This window comes from Tissierella sp. MB52-C2 (genome assembly GCF_030931715.1).
Taxonomy (GTDB): Bacteria; Bacillota; Clostridia; order Tissierellales; family Tissierellaceae; genus Tissierella.
Map to the genome: position 1 here is coordinate 126,213 of NZ_CP133261.1, position 17,860 is coordinate 144,072.

14 protein-coding genes and 1 other annotated feature are annotated in these 17,860 nt (G+C 32.4%); of the genes, 10 read left to right on the forward strand and 4 right to left on the reverse strand.

What is annotated here, in order from left to right; translation table 11 throughout:
* Window positions 1-101: 101 nt before the first annotated feature.
* Window positions 102-1,670: an alkaline phosphatase gene (locus RBU61_RS00615; RefSeq protein WP_308877463.1), complete on the forward strand. Its 1,569-nt coding sequence runs from the start codon at window positions 102-104 to the stop codon at window positions 1,668-1,670.
* A gap of 60 nt (window positions 1,671-1,730) precedes the next feature.
* Window positions 1,731-2,891 carry a YibE/F family protein gene (locus tag RBU61_RS00620; protein ID WP_308877464.1) on the forward strand — a complete coding sequence of 387 codons (1,161 nt, stop codon included), beginning with the start codon at window positions 1,731-1,733 and terminating at the stop codon, window positions 2,889-2,891.
* 83 nt (window positions 2,892-2,974) lie between these two features.
* On the opposite strand, the gene RBU61_RS00625 is transcribed toward RBU61_RS00620, so the two are convergent.
* Window positions 2,975-3,739 (reverse strand): glucose 1-dehydrogenase, encoded by a 765-nt coding sequence (locus RBU61_RS00625; protein WP_308877465.1) that lies wholly within the window; start codon window positions 3,737-3,739, stop codon window positions 2,975-2,977.
* Between the two features lie 130 nt (window positions 3,740-3,869).
* Window positions 3,870-5,276 carry an AraC family transcriptional regulator gene (locus tag RBU61_RS00630; protein ID WP_308877466.1) on the reverse strand — a complete coding sequence of 469 codons (1,407 nt, stop codon included), beginning with the start codon at window positions 5,274-5,276 and terminating at the stop codon, window positions 3,870-3,872.
* A 225-nt stretch (window positions 5,277-5,501) separates the two neighbouring features.
* Window positions 5,502-5,744: a binding site (T-box leader), on the forward strand.
* Window positions 5,745-5,791: 47 nt separating this feature from the next.
* Here RBU61_RS00630 and trpB point away from each other — a divergent pair.
* From trpB to RBU61_RS00670, 8 genes are all read left to right on the forward strand, one after another.
* The gene (gene trpB, locus RBU61_RS00635) at window positions 5,792-6,949 is read left to right on the forward strand and encodes a tryptophan synthase subunit beta (RefSeq protein ID WP_308877467.1); all 1,158 of its coding nucleotides are present in this window, start codon (window positions 5,792-5,794) and stop codon (window positions 6,947-6,949) included.
* A gap of 91 nt (window positions 6,950-7,040) precedes the next feature.
* The gene (locus tag RBU61_RS00640) at window positions 7,041-8,603 is read left to right on the forward strand and encodes a sigma 54-interacting transcriptional regulator (RefSeq protein WP_308877468.1); all 1,563 of its coding nucleotides are present in this window, start codon (window positions 7,041-7,043) and stop codon (window positions 8,601-8,603) included.
* Between the two features lie 174 nt (window positions 8,604-8,777).
* Complete coding sequence (locus tag RBU61_RS00645; RefSeq protein ID WP_308877469.1) at window positions 8,778-10,154, forward strand: tyrosine phenol-lyase; 1,377 nt, start codon at window positions 8,778-8,780, stop codon at window positions 10,152-10,154.
* A 248-nt stretch (window positions 10,155-10,402) separates the two neighbouring features.
* Entirely contained in the window at window positions 10,403-11,575 is a 1,173-nt protein-coding gene (locus RBU61_RS00650) for a MalY/PatB family protein (protein WP_308877470.1), read from the forward strand.
* A gap of 37 nt (window positions 11,576-11,612) precedes the next feature.
* The gene (locus tag RBU61_RS00655) at window positions 11,613-12,422 is read left to right on the forward strand and encodes a transporter substrate-binding domain-containing protein (RefSeq protein WP_308877472.1); all 810 of its coding nucleotides are present in this window, start codon (window positions 11,613-11,615) and stop codon (window positions 12,420-12,422) included.
* 9 nt (window positions 12,423-12,431) lie between these two features.
* Window positions 12,432-13,112 carry an amino acid ABC transporter permease gene (locus tag RBU61_RS00660; protein WP_308877473.1) on the forward strand — a complete coding sequence of 227 codons (681 nt, stop codon included), beginning with the start codon at window positions 12,432-12,434 and terminating at the stop codon, window positions 13,110-13,112.
* Window positions 13,109-13,849, forward strand: a complete 741-nt coding sequence (locus RBU61_RS00665; protein WP_308877474.1) for an amino acid ABC transporter ATP-binding protein — start codon at window positions 13,109-13,111, stop codon at window positions 13,847-13,849. Before RBU61_RS00660 ends, RBU61_RS00665 begins: the two co-directional genes overlap by 4 nt.
* 99 nt (window positions 13,850-13,948) lie before the next feature.
* Window positions 13,949-14,329 (forward strand): hypothetical protein, encoded by a 381-nt coding sequence (locus RBU61_RS00670; protein WP_308877475.1) that lies wholly within the window; start codon window positions 13,949-13,951, stop codon window positions 14,327-14,329.
* Window positions 14,330-14,364: 35 nt separating this feature from the next.
* Here the strand turns inward: RBU61_RS00670 and RBU61_RS00675 are convergent, their stop codons facing one another.
* Together RBU61_RS00675 and RBU61_RS00680 are read right to left on the reverse strand one after the other, a co-directional pair.
* Complete coding sequence (locus RBU61_RS00675) at window positions 14,365-15,399, reverse strand: TIGR00300 family protein (RefSeq protein ID WP_308877476.1); 1,035 nt, start codon at window positions 15,397-15,399, stop codon at window positions 14,365-14,367.
* Between the two features lie 452 nt (window positions 15,400-15,851).
* On the reverse strand, window positions 15,852-17,789 hold the full coding sequence (locus tag RBU61_RS00680) for an FAD-dependent oxidoreductase (protein ID WP_308877477.1): 1,938 nt from the start codon (window positions 17,787-17,789) through the stop codon (window positions 15,852-15,854).
* Between the last annotated feature and the right edge of the window lie 71 nt (window positions 17,790-17,860).

Consider the following 17,860-nt stretch of genomic DNA (forward strand, 5'->3'; position numbering starts at 1 on the left):
AAGATTAATCAAAACATTACTACAACTTTATTTAGATTTAACAGACATGAGTTATAGTGTATTTGTAAGTAAAAAAACAAATACAAATGTGGAGGGATTTTATGTCTAAAAGGTTTTTTTCGTCTTTATTACTATTAATATTGATGGTTTCGTTTGTGACTGGATGCTCTTTAGTTTCTAAAGCTAGTCTGACACCTCAATTAGCTAAAGCAAACGAGGCAAAAATGGCAGCAGCAAAAGAAACAGCAAAATCTCCAAAATACATATTCATGTTTATTGGAGATGGGATGTCAGCAGTTCAAGTAAATTCAGCTCAGATCTATGGTGGAAAAAACCAACATAACAACTTAAAATTGAATGTACTTAATTTTCAGAATTTCGAAGCGATAGGATATCAAACTACACATGATGCTACTTCATTTGCACCAGATTCAGCTTCTACAGCTACATCATTATCATCAGGATTTAAAACATGGAGTGGTACTATAGGATTGAGACCAATAGGTAATATTTCAGGTAATAAGGCTGAAAACGTAGATTCTAATAATGTGCCTAAAACTATTGCAGAAAGGCTGAAAAAAGAAAAAGGGATGAAGATAGGCATAGTTTCAACAGTTACTCTAAACCATGCAACACCAGCAGCCTATTATGCACATGTAGCATCAAGAAATGACTATTATGATATAGCGATGCAAATGTCAGAATCAGGATTTGATTATTTTGGTGGTGGAACATTAAGTAAAGCAAAAGGTAATAACGATAATCAAAAAGATGCATATGAAGTTATGAAGGAAAAAGGATATAAAATAGTAAATACAAAAGAAGAGATTTTATCTCTAAACAATCAATCGGGTAAAGTATATGCAATTACCCCTAAAGTTCAAGATGGTGGTGCTATGGCATATGCAATAGATAGTAAAGATGGAGATATTACTCTTGCTGATTTCGTTAAAAAAGGCATAGATGTTCTTGATAATGAGAAAGGATTCTTTATAATGGCTGAATCAGGGAAGATTGACTGGGCAGGCCATGCTAATGATGCAAAATCAAATATTGGTGATGTTTTAGCTTTTGAAGATTCTATTCAAGTAGCTATTGATTTTGCTAAGAAACATCCAGAAGAAACACTAATTATCGTAACAGGTGACCACGAAACAGGTGGAATGACTATAGGTCAAGCTACAACAGGATATGATGTAGCACTAGAAATTTTAAAAAATCAAAAGATGTCATATGTAGCATTTGATGCATTACTTGATAAAATGATAGAAGAAAATCCTAAGCTAACTTTTAAAGATATAATGCCGGTTATTAGTGAAAACTTTGGTCTTAAAAATGAGTATAAAGACGGCGAAGGTGATGATCCATATATGGCTCTAGAACTTTCAAACAGCGAAGTAGAAAGACTAGAGAAATCATTTAATGAGACTATGGCAGAAGAACCATCAAAGGATGAGGAATCATATAGATTATATGGTGGCTACAATCCCTTATCAGTTACATTGACTCATATCCTAAACAATAAAGCTGGTATAGGTTGGACTTCCTATTCTCATACAGGAGTACCAGTTCCAGTATATGCTACAGGTGCACAAGCTGAATTATTTAACGGTGCATACGATAATACTGAAGTTTATCATAAGTTAGTTACTGCAACAGGATTAAAATAAACTAAGAACAAATAGGGCTGGAATATTTCCAGCCTTGTTTAAATGAAAGGGGGATAATTTTTGAAAGACATTTTAAGTAACGTTAATAGAAAGGAAGTAGGATTTATTTTTTCCCTTCTAATTCTATTAATAATACTTGTATTATTACCAACAGGATTTGACAAACAATTATATACACACACAGAGGGAGCAAGGGCAAAAGTATTATCTGTTGATAACTCAAATGTACTTAATACAGGATTATTTAAGCAAGGTGATCAACGTACTATAATCAAAATAGAGACAGGCTCATATAAGGGACAGATAGTAGATGCAAATAATATGTTGACAGGTAGTCTTGCAGAAGACAAGCTCTTTGTAGAAGGTGATAAGGCATGGGTACTTATTGGTTTTGATGAGAATGGAAATATCAACTTCGCTAATATGGTGGATCATTATAGATTAAACAAGGAAGCAGTGCTTATATGGTGCTTCGCTCTAGTTATTGTAATTTTTTTAGGATTTACAGGCGTTAGAACATTATTATCCTTTGCTTTTGCATTACTTAGTATATGGAAAATATTGATTCCAGCGATGTTAAAGGGATTCAATCCTATTTTAATAGCTTTAATAGTTGGAAATACCTTAACAATCATAACTAGCTTATTAGTTGCTGGTTTTACAAAAAAATCATATGCAGCTATTATAAGTACAATTTCTTGTTCCTTTGCGACTTGTATTTTAGCAATCATATTCGGCAACTATTTCAATATTCATGGTGCAGTTATGACTTGGTCAGAATCACTACTTTATGCAGGTTTTTTGAAGCTTGATTTAACAGCTATTTTCCAAGCAGGAATATATCTTGCAAGTTCTGGAGCAATATTAGATCTAGCTGTAGATATTTCATCGGCACTAGAAGAAATTGTAAATAACAATCCCAGTGTGACTAAAAAAGATCTAATATTATCTGGATTCAATATTGGAAAATCTGTAGTTGGAACCCAGACGACCACCCTTTTATTTGCATATATGGGAAGTTATTTATCAGTCATGATGGTTTATATGGCTCAAGAAACACCAATGCTAAACATACTTAATTCAAAGACAATAGCTGCAGAGATACTTCATACCTTTGTGGGATGTATAGGGCTTGTACTGGTTTCTCCTTTGACATCAGTAATTTGTGGATTTTTATTTGAAAAAGGAAAAGGTAATGGAAAGTTAGATGAGAGTTTTTGAAATTGAGGATTGGAATGGAGAGATTTAGATTATATCATATCATAAATAAATTATAGGGAACACCTTGGCGTTCCCTAATTTTATTAATATGCAGTCCATCCTCCATCAACTGCTATACATTGTCCGTTTACATAGCTTGCGTCGTCACTCGCTAAGAATACTGCAACCGTTGCGATTTCACTGCCTTTTCCAGTTCTTGGATTGCCAGCTGCACCTGATGTCGCCATATTCATTCCTTCCATATTTATGTTTTTCATAAATTCTCCTGCGCCTATTTCCGTTTCAATTCCACCAGGACATATAGCGTTACATCTAATATTTTTCTTAGAATACATAAAAGCAGTATTTTTTGTTAGACCTATTAAAGCATGTTTTGATGCAGTATATGCTGCTCCAGCTCTAGAACCAAATAAACCACCTATGGAAGCAACATTTATAATATTTCCACCTCCATTAGCTAAGAAAATTTCTACAGCTTTTCTCATGGAGTAGAAAGGTGAATATACATTTAAGTTGAAAACTTTTTCAATCATTTCATCTTTTACTTCGCCAACAGGACTGAAATCGTCCATTATTCCTGCATTATTTACTAAAATATCTAGTCTTCCAGATTCTTTATAAGCTTTTTCAACCATGTTTTCTGTGGCTTCTTTACACATTAAATCGGCTGCAATAGGTATTATTTTGCCTTCTAAATCCTTGGAGCTATTTGCTAATTCTTCAAGTCTTTCTACTCTTCTAGCTACAGCATATACAATAGCACCTTCTTTAGCAAAATAATAAGCTATATCCTTACCCATTCCCGCACTAGCACCCGTTACAATAGCTACTTTATCTTTTAATTTCATAAAATACCTCCTATTTATGATAGATTTTAAATAAATAACTAGTTCATATGTTAATAATATAACAAATAGGAGTTTTCTTCAATTGACAAACATGTGATATTGACTAAAATCTAATTAACATTTTTGTCATCTAAAACTCAAAAGAATAACTAACTTTAGCATTTTTAATCTTTTTATCAAGCATTTTCTTTATATCATGGGCTTCTTTATATAAGGACATATCCCTGAAATTGATAAAAAAGTACCACTTATTAACGGTTTTTATGCTATAGCGGAAAATACAATTATCTATAAACTTATTAACTACATTATATAGCAATGTTTCTTTTATACTATCACAGTTTAATCTAAAATAAAGAGAAACACCAAAGTCTAATGATAAGTTTACTAAGAGGTCAATACTATTCCAATTGAATATAAAATTAGTTTCTTCTAAGTGAAAGTTACAATAATCAAAAAGATTGATTAGGATATGATTAGAAGAACTAGGGGCAAGATTTTTATCTTTTGTACATAGATATTTAATCTTCATATAATTTTCAACAAAAAATGAAATATCTGAGTTCAAATTATGGTCATATAGGGCTATAAAGTAATTATTTATATAATCCTTGAGAATTTTTCCTAAATTATTAAATTCTAAGTTTTCATAGTGGAAGCCCCTTTGCATGTATGAAAAGGATTTATTTCTATATTCTATAGGCATACACCCAAACCATTTTTTAAAATGCCTGTAATAATATTTTACATCTGAAAATCCACATTGTTCTGATATACTAGTGATATTTATATTGTTAAGTAGTAGATATTCTGATTTTAATACTCTTTGACAACTAATACATTCTTGAAAACTATAAGAACTGAGATTTTTCCAAAAATGTGAGAAGTAGTTTTTTGTAATGAACTCCTTAGCTACTATATCATCTAAAGTAATTTTTTCTCCATAATGTTCATCAATAAACTTGATGATTCTGTGATATCTATCTAACTGTATCTGACTAATAAATTTATTAGATTTCCTTTGGAATTGGAGCCAATTAAATTCATATACCATTGAATATATCAATTGATGCTCATATTTTTCTGTTAGTTTTTTTGATAACATATTTTCATCTATAGCATCAGATAATATACTAATTAGCAGGTTTCTAAATCTTTTTTTGTACTCTATTCTTATATCACAATCTAAATTATAGCCGCTTTTTTCTCTTTGATTTTCAGAATATACATTGCTCCTAAAAGTCATATATTTTATATACTCAAATTGGTTTTCAAAATAATCTAAATTAATATGGAAAATAGCAATTATTGCATTATTGGAGCTACTAATAGAATGAATATATTTATTATTTATAAACCAAAAATCACCTTCTTGAATAATATTATGTTCAAAGCTGGAGGTAATCTCAACAGAACCTCTAATAGGAAGGATTATTTCTATAACATTTTCATGCCAGTGAATAGAATATCTACTAATTGATTGGACTTTAAGGCTAAAAGGAATATCTTTTTTGAACTCGATTTTTTCGTTGTACATGGAATCACCTTCCTATAGATATTAATTAAATTATATCAGAAGCTTTATGGTTAACAATATCTTTGGATAGAGGAATCTATGAAAGATTGATCTCTCTAGATTCAAATACTAGAAAATAGATTGCTTATATATTGAAAACATCAGTTATTTAACAATTTATATAAATATAAAATTTTCCTGTTGCAAATTTATTTTGCATCTGATATACTTTTTTGAAATACAAGAATAAATTCGAAGACAAAGAAGAGTAGTTAACTCTTATCTTTCACAGAGAGCTAAAGATTGGTGGGACTTTGGCAAAGAGGGATTTAATGAATGGACTTTGTAGAAGCTGGTGGAAATCTATGGAGAGTACCCCGTGCCGGAAGCCTACCGTTAACTAAGGACAGGATATGTTAGTATCCCATTAAGAGAGATGCATTTTTGCATAATTTAGGTGGCACCGCGAATTCAACCTTCGTCCTATTGAGGATGGAGGTTTTTTTGTATTTAAATTTAATCTAGGAGGAAGAAGGATGAAAAGAGAAAATGGATTATTTGGAGAATTTGGCGGAGCTTATGTACCGGAAGAATTGAAAGTAGTATTAGAGGAATTGGAAAAGGAATTCTATAATGCTATGGAAGATGAAGAGTTTTTGAAGGAACTAGACTATTATTTAAAGGAATATGTAGGCAGAGAAAATCCACTATATTTTGCAGAAAGACTAACAAAAGAAGTGGAAGGAGCTAAGATTTATCTAAAAAGGGAAGATCTAAATCACACAGGAGCTCACAAGATTAACAATGCCATAGGACAAGGGCTACTTGCCAAAAGAATGGGCAAAAAGAGAGTAATAGCAGAAACAGGAGCAGGACAGCATGGAGTTGCTACAGCTACAGTATGTGCTTTGCTAGGACTAGATTGTACAATTTATATGGGGGCTGAAGATACTAAAAGGCAAGAGTTAAATGTTTTCAGAATGGAAATGTTAGGGGCAAAGGTAGTGGCAGTAGAGGAAGGAAATAGGACATTAAAAGAAGCAGTAGACAAGGCATTAGAGGACTATGTAGAAAATAAGGATAATACTTTCTATCTTCTTGGTTCAGCAGTAGGGCCTCATCCATTCCCAATGATAGTAAGGACATTTCAATCAGTAATAGGAAGAGAAGCAAGAAAACAAATATTAGAAAAGGAAGGAAGATTGCCTGACTATGTAGTGGCTTGTGTTGGGGGAGGTAGTAATGCCATAGGTCTATTTTCACCTTTCTATGATGATAAAGAAGTGAAGATGATAGGAGTAGAACCAGCTGGAAAAGGGATAGATACTAAAGAGCATGCGGCTAGTATATGTAGAGGTAATACGGGGCTAATACATGGTTTCAAATGTTATTTGCTAGATCATAGTACACATTCCATCGCTGCAGGGCTAGATTATCCTGGGGTAGGACCGGAACATAGTTATTATAATGATACTAAAAGAGCAGAATATAAATCGGTAACCGATAAAGAAGCCTTAGATGCTTTCTTTAAGCTATCAAAAACAGAGGGAATAATCCCAGCTTTAGAATCTTCTCATGCCATAGCCTATGGAATGAAGTTAGCTAAGACTTTAGACAAGGATAATATTATAATAGTAAACCTTTCTGGTAGAGGGGATAAGGATGTAGCACAAGTAAGAGATATGATAAGGTGAGAACTATATTGAAGAAATACGTATAAATATAGTAGAATAGAATTAGTGGTTTAACTTAGATATAATCAATTGCTTATGAGGGGTGAGTTTATTGAATAGTAAAAAGATAAGATTTTTAGTTAAAGAAAATAAAGTAGGTATGGCTCAAAAAATATTAGCCGCCTTGGCTTCAAAAGAAATGAATATTATTACTATGGAGATAAACCCGCCTTATATCTCTGTTAAAGTTGAATGGGAAGGTATAGAATGGGATGAGTTTAAGAAATGGATAAAAAATGAGGTTAAGGAAATTTTAGATATAACAGAACTGGATATGATGGACTCAGAAAAAGTAGCAAAGGAACTTCAGATAGTAATAAATAGTATGACAGATGGCATTATTGCAGTAAATAAACAAGGAAATATTGAATATTATAATTCCAAGGCCAGTAAATTATTTAATATTGAACCCAAGGATAAGGATACTAATATAAATCTCATAATACCAAAGGAAATATATAATCCAAATGTAGATATAGATGATAAAGCCAATATTGAAGTAAGTACGATGATTAGAAATAAAAAGGTAAATCTTATACTAAATATTAAACTTATAAAAAATAATCTAGGTATTAAGATGGGAGCTCTTTTGATTTTTAAAGAAATGGATGATGTTAGAAGGCTGATTCAAACTATTTCAAGACCTTCTATGATAAGTTTCGAGGATATAATTGGAGAATCAGATAGTATAAAGAACACCATTTCATTAGCTAAGTCAGTTTCTACAGCAGAGGCAAATATAATGATCTTAGGAGAGTCAGGGACGGGGAAGGAGTTATTTGCTAGAGCAATTCATTTAAATAGCAGAAGAGGGAATGGTCCATTTGTGGCAGTTAATTGCTCTGCTGTACCAGATGCTCTTTTGGAATCGGAATTTTTTGGTTATGAAAAAGGTGCTTTTACAGGTGCAAATACAGGGAAGCAAGGACTCTTCGAATTGGCCACTGGAGGAAGTATATTTCTAGATGAAATAGGGGAATTACCTATCCATTTACAGGCAAAGATACTAAGAGCCATACAAGAAAGACAAATACGAAGAATAGGCGGAACGAAGGAAATACCCATTGATGTGAGAATAATTTCTGCAACTCACAGAAATTTATCTGCTATGGTAAGTGAAAAGACTTTTAGGGAAGACTTATATTATAGACTAAATGTTATACCTGTTAATATACCACCATTAAGGGAAAGAAAAGATGATATATCAATACTTGCAAGATATTTTACAAAGCTTTTAGGAGAAAGTGCAGATAAACCAAGATTAAGAATAACTAAAGATGCATTGGAAAGATTGCAGGAATATTCGTGGCCGGGAAATATAAGGGAACTACAAAATGTTATGGAAAGAGCTGTGATATTTGCAGAGGATTTAATAGATGTTAAACATTTATTGATTGCTAATAAATTTGATTCTGATGAAACAGAAAAGATAATTTATAATGAAGAAAATATTGAATTTCCTGTAAATCTACCAGAAATAATTAAGGCTGTTGAATATGAACATATTATAAAAGCAAGAAAACAGTTTAATTCATCAAGGGAGATTGCAAAGGCTTTAAATATATCCCATACAACTGTTATTAAACGTATTAAAGAATACGAAGATTGTAAATAATGTTTACAATATTGTAAAATATAATTCCACCTGTAATTATTAATTACAGGTGGAATTATATTTAGTTTGTTAAACTGACAGTATTATAACTATTCCCCATATTTTAAATTTGGCATAAAATTTGCAAATAGCTATATCTATAGAATGTATTAAAAAAATAAGGGGGAATAGTATATGGATATGAAATACATGCCGGAACCATATAAGGTGAAAATGGTAGAACCATTAAGAATTTTACCAAAGGAGGAAAGAATTGAGGCTATTGAAAGAGCAGGTTACAATACTTTCTTACTTAATTCAAGGGATGTATATATTGACCTATTAACAGACAGCGGAACAAATGCCATGAGTGATAGACAATGGGCGGGGCTTATGATGGGTGATGAGGCCTATGCAGGTAGTGAAAATTTCTATCATTTACAAAAAACTGTGCAGGATATAATGGGATTTAAGCATGTTGTACCAACGCATCAAGGTAGAGGTGCAGAAAATCTATTATCACAAATATTAGTTAGGCCAAATACTTATATTCCAGGTAATATGTACTTTACAACTACTAGAGCTCATCAAGAAATGAACGGCGGTACTTTTGTAGATGTTATAATTGACGAAGCTCATATCTCAGATAAAGAAGATGTACATTTTAAAGGAAATATAGATATTAAGAAATATGAAGATTTAATTAACAAAGTTGGAGCTGAAAATATTCCTTATATTTGTGTTGGTATAACAGTTAATTTAGCTGGTGGGCAGCCAGTTAGTATGCAAAATTTAAGGGAAGTTCATGCATTATCTAAGAAACATGGAATCAGAGTAATGTTTGACTGTACTAGATATGTGGAAAATGCATATTTCATTAAAGTAAGAGAAGAAGGCTATGCAGATAAATCTATTGCAGAAATTGTTAAGGAAATGTTCTCCTATGCTGATGGAGCTACTATGTCAGGTAAAAAAGATGGTATTGTAAATATAGGTGGATTCTTAGCTATGAATGAAGATGATCTATATTTCAAAGCTTCAGCGTTAGTAGTAGTTTATGAAGGAATGCCAAGCTATGGTGGTATGACTGGTAGAGATATGGAGGCTTTTGCAATTGGACTTAAAGAAGCTTTAGATTTCAATTATATTAAACATAGAGTTGAGCAAGTTGAATATCTAGGAAATAAATTAATTGAAGCTGGCGTACCAATAGTTAGACCAATAGGAGGTCACGCAGTATTCTTAGATGCTAGAGCATTCTTACCACATATTCCACAATCTGAATATCCAGCTCAAGTTTTAGCAGCTGAAATCTTCATCGAGTCAGGTGTTAGAACAATGGAGAGAGGAAATATTTCTGCTGGTAGAGATAAGGAAGGAAATGAATACTTCCCTAAATTAGAGCTAGTAAGATTAACAATACCAAGAAGAGTTTACAGCTATGCACATTTAGACTATGTTGCAGAAGCAATAATTTCAACATATAAGAGAAGAGATGAAATAAGAGGCTTAAGATTTACTTATGAACCACCAGTATTAAGGTTCTTCACAGGTAGATTCGAGCATATCTAATATTAGATAGAAGATTAGAACTAGAGAGTTTGTTATGGACTCTCTAGTTTTTTTGTATGTCTAGGGAGCTTTTTAAAATGAGAATTTTGTAAAGGCTTACTTAATGGTAATAATTTATTAAAAATATTAAGTTTCTCTATAACGTTGTTTTAATTATAAGAAAAAACTATTTGTGTTAGGGAATAATGTTCTATATTATATATTTTGTAGTTGGGCAGTTAATATATTAGAAATAAGGAAGTGTAGATATGTATGATTTTGATAAGATTATAAACAGATATGGAACTAATTCCATGAAATGGGATGGATTAAAGGAAACATTTGAACAAGATAATCTACTTCCCTTATGGGTGGCAGACATGGATTTTGAAGTTTCCCCTGCTATTTCAAAGGAGCTAGAGAAAAGAGTTAAACATCCTATATACGGATATATGCATTGGTCTGATGAGTATTATAGCTCTGTAATAGGATGGATGAAAAGAAGACATGGATGGGAAATTAATAAGGATTGGATTGTATTTACGCCTGGGGTCGTTCCCGCTGTTAGTTATGCCATTAAAGCACTAACTGATATTGGAGATAGTGTTATAATTCAAAGTCCTGTATATCATCCTTTTAAAACAACCATAGAAAGTAATGGTAGAAATGTAGTTACTAATCCTCTAATATATAAAGACGGTACATATTATATGGATTTGGAAGACTTAGAAAGAAAGATAGATTCAAAGACTAAGGTTTTAATACTATGTAGCCCTCATAATCCTGTGGGAAGAGTATGGACTAAAAAAGAATTAAATGAATTGGGAGAAATATGTTTAAAGAACAATATTATAATAGTTTCTGACGAGATTCATTTCGACTTAATATATAAGGGAAATACTCATACTGTAATGGCAGATACTTCTCCAGAAATTAGAGATAATTGTATAGTTTGTACATCACCTAGTAAGACTTTTAATATAGCTGGATTACAGGTTTCCAACATAATAATACCAAATCAAGAACTAAGAGAAAAATATAGTATGGAACTAGAAAAGGATCATATAGTAAGAGCAAATGTATTTGGACAGGAAGCTTTAATTGCTGCCTATAATGAATCAGAAGACTGGCTAGACTCTTTAATGGAATACCTAGAGGAAAATAAAAACTTCTTCATAGATTTTATAAAGACAAGAATTCCTCAACTTAAAACAATAAGACCAGAAGGTACTTATTTACTTTGGGTTGATTGTTCTGGACTTAATATGAAGTCCGATGAATTAAATGAATTCTTCGTAAATAAATGTAAATTAGCTTTAAATAGTGGAGAGATGTTTGGAGAGGAAGGAGAATTATTCCAAAGAATTAATATAGCCTGTCCTAGAGCGGTTTTAGAAGAGGCATTGATGAGAATTGAGAAAGCTGTAAAAGAGATTATATAGACAATGGTTGGATTGGATTAAAAAAGGAGGAGACGGAATGAAATTTAAAAAGATTTTAATATCCCTATTGATATTTATATTAGCAATTGGAGCTGTAGCTTGTGGAAATAAGCAAGAGCCAGCAGATACATCAGGACAAGCAGAAGAAAAAGTAAAATTAGTAGTAGGAACATCAGCATCTTATAGACCTTGGGCTTTTCAAGAGAATGACGAAGTTAAAGGCTTTGAAATGGATGTATGGAAAGAGATTGCAAAAAGAAATGACTATGAATTAGAATTTAAACTTGGACAATTCAGTGGATTAGTAGGAATGCTTGATGCAGGAGAAATAGATACTGTTGCACATCAAATGTCAATTACAAAGGAAAGAGAAGAAAAATATAATTTCTCTGAACCTTATGCTTATAGTTATTATGATTTATTTGTAGCAGAAGATAGTGATTATAAAACTAAAGAAGATTTAAGAGGTAAAAAAGTTGGCTGTTGGTTAGGTGGAAATGGAGAAGCTACTTTAAGACAAATAAATGAAGAATATGATCTAGGATTTGATATTGTAACTTTTGATGGGACATCCATAGAAGGAGAACTAGCCATAGGAAGATTGGCAGCTTTATGGCAAGGAGAAATCAAAACAAAAACAACTATTGAAGAAAATAACTTAGATATTAGACAATTAAATGAAAAATTAGTTTATGAAATAAATGCATATCCATTTAGAAAAGATGAAGCGGGTAAAAAATTCTCTAAAGAAGTTACAGAAGCATTAAAGGCTATGAGAGAAGATGGAACTTTAGAAGAATTATCTATAAAATGGTTTAATATTGATACTACGAAATCAGGAGAATAGGTGATTTAGGTGAACTTTGATTTTGAATTTATGATTAGAATAGTACCTATTATGCTTAGATATAGCATTGTAACTTTGAAATTATCTTTTTTAGCTATATTATTAGGACTTACTATTTCTTTGTTTATTGCAATAGTTATAACTGCTAAAGTACCGATATTGAGTGGAATTTTTAAAGTGTATATTTCTTTCTTTAGAGGAACGCCTTTAATGGCACAATTATTTTGTTTTTACTTCGGCATATTACCATTATTATCTAGATTAGTTTTGAAGGTTTCATCTTTTCAAGCAGCATTGGTAATTTTAAGTTTGGCGAGTTCTGCATATATGGCTGAATCTTTGCGAGCAGCTATTTCATCCATACATAGAGGTCAAATGGAAGCTGCTCAGTCCATAGGAATGACATATATGCAAGCTATGGTGCGAATTATATTGCCACAGGCTATTAAAGTAGCAATCCCAACACTTTTTAGCAGCTTCATAAATATAGTGAAGGATACTTCTCTTGTTTTCGCAATAGGAGTTAAAGAGATGATGGCTACAGCTCAATTAGAAGGGGCTTCAGGATACCGTTATTTAGAAGCATATGTATGTGTACTATTTGTTTATTGGGGAATAACCTCAATAATGGGACTTGCACAAAAACGGATAGAAATAAGACTTGGAAAGTCAGTAGGTGAGACATTGTGATAAGGCTAAAAAACATTCAGAAAAGATTTGGAGACTTAGATGTAATAAAAGGTATAGACTTAGATATTAATAATGGTGAAGTTATATCTATTATAGGCCCTTCAGGAACTGGAAAATCAACATTATTACGTTGTATAAATTGTTTGGAAATAGCCGATCAAGGTGAAATACAAATAGAAGATTATTCAGTTAATATAAGTAAAATAACAAACAAAGATAAGCAATGGATAAGGCGTAATACAGCAATGGTATTTCAAGGATTTAATTTATTCAATAACAAAACTGTACTTCAGAATATTACTGAGGGCTTAATAGTAGTAAAAAAAATGAAAAAGTCTGAAGCGGAAGATAAGGCTTTAAAAATACTGAAAGATGTAGACATATTAGAAAAGAAAGATAATTATCCATCTAGTTTATCTGGAGGACAGCAGCAACGTGTTGCTATTGGCAGAGCATTAGCTCTTGAACCTAAGATTCTTCTATTTGATGAACCTACATCTGCCTTAGATCCAGAATTGGTAAGTGAAGTCTTAGTATTAATGAAGGAATTGGCAAAGGAAAAAAGGACTATGCTGATTGTTACCCATGAGATTAACTTTGCTAGAAATGTATCTGATAGGGTGTGCTTTATGGATCAGGGGATAATATTAGAAGAAGGTCCTGCAAAGGAAATAATTGACAATCCTAAAAATGAGAGGACAAAACAATTCCTAAATGCAATTAGATATAGGGAATAGTTACTGTACATTATAAAAATACATATTTTTTATAAGTAAAGGAACACTATTATATAATACTCATATATTTTAAACATTAGATGAGGTGGTGATTTTTATATGGAGATTAAAGAAGGTGTAATGGTTCCTTTGGGATATGGAAAATTTGCTCGTTCTGATAAAATTATTAGTCTTGAGCCTATTGAGGATGATCGTGGACCAGGGAGGAGAACGGTTGTATATATTGAGGAGGTTAAGTCTCCAATAATAGCATCTAAAACCGAAAACTCTATATTAGCAAGAATGGTGGAAATACCAAGAAATGAGCTAGAGGCTTCTGCTGCTTTAGAGCTCTTATATGACATAGGAGACGATATTGGGCAAATCGGACCTATGCTTAGAAAGAGTATAAAAAAAGAAGCAAATTTTGATCTTGATAGGATTGAAAAACGTATAAATGAAATTATTCAACATGAAATTGAATTTGATGAAATACATTAATATATATTTAATTTCAGAACCTAATAATATAGGTACTAGGTTGCTAATCTAGTGCCTATATTATTTTTCAAACTCTCAATTTCATAGACCAATAGATTTAGGAACAATCCTACATCGGTAACAATACCAATAGTTTGACTACTGCCTCTATCACATAGTTTTGTAACCACGGCAGAATTAATATCTACGCATATCATTTTAATATTTGCAGGAAGCATATTTCCACTGGCAATTCCATGTAGCATAGAGCCAAGGACTAGCACTATATCTGAAGATTGCAAATATTCACTATACTCTTCTTGAGCTTCAATCATATCAGTTATTGTATCTGGCAATGGACCGTCATCTCTTAGACTCCCCGCAAGGACAAAAGGAATATGATTTTTTACAGATTCATACATTATACCTGAGCGAAGTACCTTTGCTTCAACGGTCTTGCTTATGGATCCATATCTCATAACTTGATTTATAGCTCTCATATGATTTCTATATCCATTATGGGTTACATTACCTGATTTTGCACATACCCCTAAGGAAGTGCCAAAGAGATTTTTTTCTATATCATGAACTGCGAGGGCATTCCCAGCTAATAAGCTGGAAACATAATTTTCTTTAATAAGTTCTGAAAGATAATAATCTCCACCTGTATGGACCACAACAGGCCCTGCAACTACAGTTAATTTCTTTTTATTATAAAACAAATCATAAGCTAAATCTTTTATAAGAATATTATTTCTTCTTTCGGATGATACAGAACTATTCATGAAGTTGAAAGAATCTTCTACTTTTGTATTCTTATCTTTTATTATTTTAACACCAGAATCACCACATACTATCATATCGCCATGTTTAATATCTCTTAATTTTTTACATGAGGCACCTTGTTCATCTACGACTATAAGTGCATCCATTCTTTGCTTTTTTACTTCGAGCCATTTATCATTATGAAAAACTAAAGTTTTATAATTTGTAGTTGAATAAAAATCATCAGGAACATGCTTATCCTGCTCCACTTTTTTTAACACTATATTTTCAGTTGTATTCTCATTTTTAAATTTGTTTATTTCCATTTTAAATTCTCCTTTCACTAATTGACAATTTAAACAACTTCCCGCAGTCTCACTGCACAAATTCATTTGATCATTATCATTCACATGAATTTGGCGTTCGTTGCGTTTGACCTACCATCGATTTGTAAAAAATACAAATCGGGTTAGGTCATAAAAAAAACCTTCATCCCAAAACTGGGACGAAGGTAAGTCGCGGTGCCACCCAAATTGATTAAGTAATAAATAAAACTTAATCCTCTTGAAGCCTATAACGTTGGCGAAACGGACAAATTTTTTCATTTGCAGCTTAGAGGGTGGGTTCAAAAGAAGTAATCTTAGAAGATCTTTCAGTCGGTGGATCTTCCTTCCTTTTAGAATCTTTCTATTTACTAGTCCTCTTCATAGCCAAATATTTATTTAAAGAATATTATATGGATTATAATTATATTTGTCAAGTGTTTTTTTGAAAAATATTATATAACTCTTGCTACTTCAGCTGCTTCGCCTACTGCATTAAGTGCTCTACGTGCTCTTACAGCATCACCGATTATATGATGAGGAATATTATTTTTTTCACAGTATTCCACAATATCATTGGAAGCACGAGATCTTGCTCCTATGGCAATTACAACTGAATTACATGGAATTTCCTGTAGTTCTCCGGACTTTTCTATTACTACAGCATCCTCTTTGATTTCAACACACTTTGCATCCGTTAAAGTCTTTATATCATGAGCATATATACTTTCCATTACGCATATTTTTCGTAATTGTCCAAGGTCTTTTGCCACTTGGTCTAACATTTCTACCACAGTAATGCTACCTGCTGATTCTGCAAGATACTCTGCTACTTCTAATCCTACAAGACCACCACCAATAACTACAACCTTTCCTTTAGCAGTTGAATTTCCGCTAAGTATATCATGGGAGTTTGTTACATGACTTAAGTTACTGCCAGGAATATTTGGTTTAATTGGCTCTGAGCCTATGGCTATTATAACCTCATTAGGTGCTATTTCATCAATAACTTCTGGAGTAACAGGAGTAGATATTCTTATTTCTACACCCTCTCTTTTTGCCATTTCGCCCATAGCAATAGCCGCATCCTTCAGTTCCTCTTTTCTTGGAGCTTCACCTGCCAGTGCAAATTGCCCCCCAAGGGACTGACTAGCTTCACATACTATAGGATTATGACCTCTTCGTTTTAGAGTGATTGCAGCTTCAAGTCCTGCAACACCGCCACCTACTATTAGTACTTTTTTAGGATTAGGGGTTTTTATAAGCTTATATTCTTTTTCCCTGCCTAAAGCTGGGTTTCTTAGACAAGTAATAAATGGTGCTTCTGGATTTATGAAGCTATCATAGCAACCTTGGTTACATCCTACACATTTTACTATATTATCTACATCACCATCTTTGGCTTTGTTACAGAATTCTGGGTCAGCTAATTGTCCACGTCCTATAACTACCATATCTGCCTTGCCACTTTCTATTATTTCATTTGCTTGCTCAGGGTCATTTATACGTCCTACTGCTATTGTAATCATTCCTGTTTCTTTTTTGATTATCTCAGCATTAGATACATTGAATCCTCTTGGTAAATCCACAGGAGGTACTTCATATTTTATAGCTGCAGATGAGAAATTTCCTCTAGATACATTAAGTACATCTACACCTGCTTTTTTAGCTAAATTACAGAATTCAATGGTCTCTTCAATGGTTATACCATCTTCTAAATTATCATCATGAGCTACAATACGAATAAACAAAGGCATATCTTCAGGTATATTGCTACGAATTGCTTCTATACATTCAATTAAAAATCTTACTCTATTTTCAAAGGAGCCACCATATTGGTCAGTTCTTTTGTTAAAAGCTGGGCTTAAAAATGCGTGTGGTGAGTAATTGTGTCCAGCATGAAATTCTACACAGTCAAATCCAGCATCTGCTGCACGTCTAGCAGCGTCTCCAAAGGACTTTACTATTTCTTTAATAGTTTCTATACTTGCAGCAGGAATCATTTGGTCTGATCCATACATAGGAGTATCACTAGGTACTACTATGTCATGGTTCTGGTAACTTGCTGTAGCCATTCCACCCTGCCAAAGCTGTACCCCAGATTTTCCACCTGCATCATGTATTGCATCACTAAGTTCCTTTAATTTAGGAATATATTTATCATCTCCAATTGATAGAAAATGAGCTGGAGTTGATTTGTCATGTACACCACAAACTTCAGTAAAGTTTAATCCATTTCCACCTAGGACTCTTTCCACATGGTAATCTATGATTTGCTGAGTAACATACTTATCTGCTGTAGGCATTTTGGTTCCCATGGCTGGGAAAACTACTCTATTTTTAAGTTCCATACCTCTAATTCTTATAGGACTAAAAAGACTATTAAATTCCATAAAAAATCCTCCTTTTTTATCTAAAGATTAAGATTTTATTTTAACAACCTAATTAGATTATAAGTTATTTA